The sequence below is a fragment of the Methylobacterium sp. CCH5-D2 genome, from assembly GCF_001556475.1.
Lineage (GTDB): Bacteria > Pseudomonadota > Alphaproteobacteria > Rhizobiales > Beijerinckiaceae > Methylobacterium > Methylobacterium hispanicum.
This window is the reverse complement of the sequence record NZ_LSIX01000880.1, coordinates 1-4,710: the sequence shown is the minus strand read 5'-3', so window position 1 is coordinate 4,710 and position 4,710 is coordinate 1. Positions and strand designations below refer to the sequence as shown.

Here is a 4,710-nt window from a genome sequence, read left to right as displayed (position 1 = left end):
CTCCCCCGCCGCTCCGCTGCCCCCGCTGGCCGCCCTCGCCCGTGCGGCGCGCCTCCTCGCCGAGCACGGTTTCCGCGAGGTCGCCCGCAACGAGCGCGGCGACAGCCTCTACCTCGCGCACGGCGACGGCCCCTGGCGCCTGCGCCTCTCGAACCACGCCCGCACGCCGAAGCAGCGGCGCGGGCATCCGGAGGTGCTGGCGAGCCTCGTGGTGCGGGAGCCCCGGACGGAGGCCCAGGTCGCCGCGATGGTCGCGGCGGCGCTCCGCGACTACGCGGGCGGGCTCAGGCGCGCTGCGGCTCAGGCCTCGGCGGTCCCCTCGGAGGCCGCATCGCGAAAATAGGGCTCGACCGGACCCTTGAGCTTCACCGTCATCGGGTTGCCGGCGCGGTCGAGCGTCTTGCCGGCCGAGAGCCGCACCCAGCCCTCGCTGACGCAGTACTCCTCGACGTTGGTCTTCTCGACGCCCTTGAAGCGCACGCCGACGCCGCGCTCCAGCAGCTTCTCGTCGTAGTACGGGCTGTTCGGGTTGGCGGCGAGGCGGTCGGGGGGCGTTTCGGACATGGGTCTGTACGTCTGCTGAGAACCGAGCCTCGCGGGTAGGCGATTCAGGGCCGGCGCGCAACGGCGAGCGCCGCCAGCAGGTCGTCGATGCGGTCGCTGCTGAGGAGGGGCACGAGCCGGCTCACCGTGGCGTGCGGCAGGTCCCACCAGGCCGCCTCGAGCAGCGCCGCGACGGTGTCGGCCTCGAAGCGGGTGCGCACCGCGCGGGCCGGGTTGCCGGCGGCCACCGCGTAGGGCGGCACGTCGCGGGTCACCACGGCCCGGGCGGCCACCACCGCCCCGTGGCCGATCGTGACGCCCGGCAGGATCAGGCAGCCGGAGCCGAGCCAGACGTCGTGCCCGATCGTCACGTCGCCGCGGGCCACGTGGTAATCCTCCGGTGCCTCGGCGTCGGGGAACAGTCCCTCCATCGCGGCGAACGGATAGGTCGTCGCCCAGTCGAGCCGGTGCCCGCCGCCCAGCAGGATCTCGACCTTGTCGGCGATGGAACAATAGCGGCCGATCGTCAGGCGCCGGCCGGATTCGGGGAAGCGCACCTTCGGCCGACCGTAGGAATAGGCGCCGATGGAGAACCCGTGCCGGCGAACCAGTTTCGCGAGGTGGATTCGTGTCTCGTTGTTCGGGTTGCGCCCACTGCGCAGGCGGTGCAACAGGGCCTTCAACGGGCGCCGCCGCGGTGTGCGCGCATGGGCTGAGAGCGAGCGGGAGAGAGGGCCATGGCCGACAATATGTCCGAGGACCTGAAGTCCGGGGCGCTCGTCTACCATCGCCTGCCCAAGCCCGGAAAGCTGGAGATCCAGGCGACGAAGCCGCTCGGCAACCAGCGCGACCTCGCGCTGGCCTATTCGCCGGGCGTGGCCGCCGCCTGCATGGCGATCCACGAGGACCCGCAGGAGGCCGCCACCCTCACGATCCGCCAGAACCTCGTCGCCGTGCTGTCGAACGGCACCGCCGTGCTCGGCCTCGGCAATATCGGTCCGCTCGCCTCCAAGCCCGTGATGGAGGGCAAGGCGGTCCTGTTCAAGAAGTTCGCCGGCATCGACGTGTTCGACATCGAGGTCGACCAGCTCGACGTCGACAAGCTCGTCGACGTCGTCTGCGCGCTGGAGCCGACCTTCGGCGGCATCAACCTGGAGGACATCAAGGCGCCCGAGTGCTTCGAGGTCGAGGAGCGCTGCCGGGCCCGGATGAACATCCCGGTCTTCCACGACGACCAGCACGGCACCGCGATCATCGTGGCGGCGGCGGTGCTCAACGCCCTGGAGCTCGCCGGCAAGAGCCTGGAGAACGCCAAGATCGTCACCTCGGGCGCGGGCGCGGCGGCGCTTGCCTGCCTCAACCTGCTGGTCTCGCTCGGCGCCCGGGTCGAGAACATCACGGTGACCGACATCAAGGGCGTGGTCTATGCCGGCCGCACCGAGCTGATGGACCGCTGGAAGGACATCTACGCCAAGGAGACCGAGGCCCGCACGCTGGCCGACGTCATCCCCGGCGCCGACGTCTTCATCGGCCTCTCGGCGGGCGGGGTGCTCAAGCCCGAGTACCTCGAGAAGATGGCCGAGAAGCCGCTGATCATGGCGCTCGCCAACCCCTACCCGGAGATCATGCCGGATCTCGCCGAGAAGGCGCGGCCCGACGCGATGATCTGCACCGGGCGCTCGGACTTCCCGAACCAGGTCAACAACGTCCTCTGCTTCCCCTACATCTTCCGGGGCGCGCTCGATGTGGGCGCCCACAAGATCAACGAGGAGATGAAGATCGCCGCCGTGAAGGCGATCGCCGCGCTCGCTCGCGAGACGCCCTCCGACGTCGTCGCCCGCGCCTATGGCGGCGAGGCCCGGCCCTTCGGCCCCCGCTCGCTGATCCCGAGCCCGTTCGATCCGCGCCTGATCCTGCGCATCGCCCCCGCCGTCGCCAAGGCGGCGATGGATTCGGGCGTGGCCGGGCGGCCCGTGGCCGACATCGAGGCCTACGCCGAGTCCCTCGACCGCTTCGTGCACCGCTCCGGCTTCATCATGAAGCCGCTCTTCTCGAAGGCCAAGGAGGCTCCGAAGCGCGTCATCTACGCCGAGGGCGAGGACGAGCGCGTGCTGCGCGCGGTGCAGGCCATCGTCGAGGACGGGGTGGCCAAGCCGATCCTGGTCGGGCGCCCGCGGGTGGTCGAGACCCGGCTCAAGCGCTTCGGCCTCTCGCTGCAGGAGGGCCGCGACTTCGAGCTGATCGATCCCGAGGACGATCCGCGCTACCGCGCCTACGTGCAGACCTACCTCGAGGTCGCGGGCCGGCGCGGCATCACGCCCGAGGCCGCCCGCACGCTGGTGCGCACCAACACCACGGTGATCGGCGCGATCGCGGTGCGCCGCGGCGAGGCCGACGCGCTGATCTGCGGCCTGGAGGGCCGTTTCGAGACGCGCCTGCGCATCATCCGCGACGTGATCGGGCTGAAGCCCGGCCTCACGCAATGCGCCGCGATGAGCCTCATCGTCACCAAGAAGGGCGCCTTCTTCCTGGCCGACACCCATGTCCGGCCGGACCCCGCCGCCGAGGAGATCGCCGAGATGGCGATGGCCTGCGCCAACCACGTCAGCCGCTTCGGCCAGACCCCGAAGATCGCGCTGCTCAGCCACTCGGATTTCGGCCAGTCCGACTCGACCTCGGCGCGGAAGATGCGCAGCGCCCTGGAGATGCTGCAGGAGCGGGCGCCGACCCTTCAGGTCGACGGCGAGATGCAGGCCGACTCGGCCCTCTCCGAGTTGATCCGCGACCGCGTCCTGCCGGGCTCGCGCCTCAAGGGGTCTGCCAACGTGCTGATCTTCCCGAACTTGGACGCGGCCAACATCGCCTTCCAGTTCGCCAAGGTGCTGGCCGACGCCCTTCCCGTGGGGCCCCTGCTGATCGGTCCGGCCAAGCCCGCCCACATCCTCACGCCGTCCGTGACGGCGCGCGGCATCGTCAACGTCACGGTGGCGGCGGTGGTCGAGGCGCAGGGCGGCGCGGTCGATGCGGGGCGCGACGCGGCGGAGACCGGCGCGGGCCTGCAGGCGGAGTGAGGCGTTTGCCGAGCGCTCCATCCCGGATGGGGCGCGGGGTCTGTCCGGTGCGGGCTGCCAGCCTCGCCGGTCAGGGCTCGGTCGGCTGAACGCGCCGCCCTCCCCCTGCGGGGGAGGGTGTGGCGGATGTCGGCGCGTCGTCGTGTGCGATGGGCCGCGCGGACGAGGAACTCAGCGCGGATCCGAGCCGGCACGATGCCCCCGCACCCTCCGCGCACCGAGCCCGCTACCCGTCCATCTCGATCTTCCCGTCCCGCCCGATCAGCCGGCCGAGGCCGCGCACGCGGTTGAGCAGCCGGTCGTTGCCGAGCGACCTGGCCGACGCGGGCAGGCGAAGGGTCACGGTCCTGTCCGTCGCGGTGAGCGGCGCCCGCTCGAGCACCCCGCCCATCGCCGCCGAGATCGGGAAGGCCACCCGCAGCAGGGCGCCCAGCAGCCGCGCCCGCTCGAACAGGCGCGGGCCGGCGAGCGCCCGCAGGACCGGGCTCGCCTTCTCGGGCGCCACGCCCTCGTGCCGCAGGGCGACCGCCAGCGCCAGATAGGCCCGGCCCGGATGGTCGATGCCCGTGAAGGCGCCGTTCTGGATCAGCGCGATGCTCTGCTCGCCCCGGTAGTCGGGATGGGCCCGCCAGGCGAGGTCGGAGAGCAGGCAGGCGGCGTGGCGCAGGCGGCGCTCGTCGAGCGTCTCGGGTCCGTCCAGGCTCTCCACGAAGCGGTCGGTCCAGGCGATCAGGTCCTCGGCGTGGGCGGGCGAGCGGGCGCGCAGCGCGTTCAGCTCGGCCGCCGCGGCCAGGAGCGCGTCCGCGGCCCGCCCGTCGCGGTCGAGCTGCTCGTAGAGCAGGCCCTCGCGCACGCCGGTGGCCGAGATCGCGATCTCGCGCGGGCGGCCGACCCGGATGATCTCCTCCAGCACGACGGCGCCGTAGGCGAGCAGCGGTCGGCGCGCCTCCGAGATCGCCTCGACGTCCTGAAGCTGGGCGGCGTCCGACTGCTCGACCACCTGCAGGAAGCTCAGCTCGTCCGAGGGCTCGACCGTGTAGCCGTGCATGACGTGGAGCGGGTACTGGCGCGCGGCCATGTGCAGGCGGGCGAGCGC

The 4,710-nt window shown here is 72.1% G+C and carries 4 protein-coding genes and 1 pseudogene; 2 read left to right on the top strand and 3 right to left on the bottom strand.

The genetic code is table 11. The features are described from left to right. Window positions 1-16: 16 nt before the first annotated feature. On the top strand, window positions 17-343 hold the full coding sequence (locus AX737_RS23495) for a hypothetical protein (RefSeq protein ID WP_066925567.1): 327 nt from the start codon (window positions 17-19) through the stop codon (window positions 341-343). On the opposite strand, the gene AX737_RS23490 is transcribed toward AX737_RS23495, so the two are convergent. Next, window positions 301-564, bottom strand: a complete 264-nt coding sequence (locus tag AX737_RS23490) for a DUF3297 family protein (protein ID WP_066925564.1) — start codon at window positions 562-564, stop codon at window positions 301-303. The two genes, AX737_RS23495 and AX737_RS23490, sit on opposite strands and share 43 nt — an antisense overlap. A gap of 44 nt (window positions 565-608) precedes the next feature. Then, a complete protein-coding gene (locus AX737_RS23485) occupies window positions 609-1,214 on the bottom strand; it encodes a CatB-related O-acetyltransferase (protein ID WP_066925561.1) in 606 nt (201 codons plus the stop codon). A gap of 66 nt (window positions 1,215-1,280) precedes the next feature. On the opposite strand from AX737_RS23485, the gene AX737_RS23480 reads away from it, so the two are divergent. Then, window positions 1,281-3,614 carry an NADP-dependent malic enzyme gene (locus AX737_RS23480; protein ID WP_066925557.1) on the top strand — a complete coding sequence of 778 codons (2,334 nt, stop codon included), beginning with the start codon at window positions 1,281-1,283 and terminating at the stop codon, window positions 3,612-3,614. A 226-nt stretch (window positions 3,615-3,840) separates the two neighbouring features. Here the strand turns inward: AX737_RS23480 and AX737_RS23475 are convergent. Further along, a pseudogene (locus AX737_RS23475) lies at window positions 3,841-4,710 on the bottom strand (exopolyphosphatase); the annotation flags it as partial.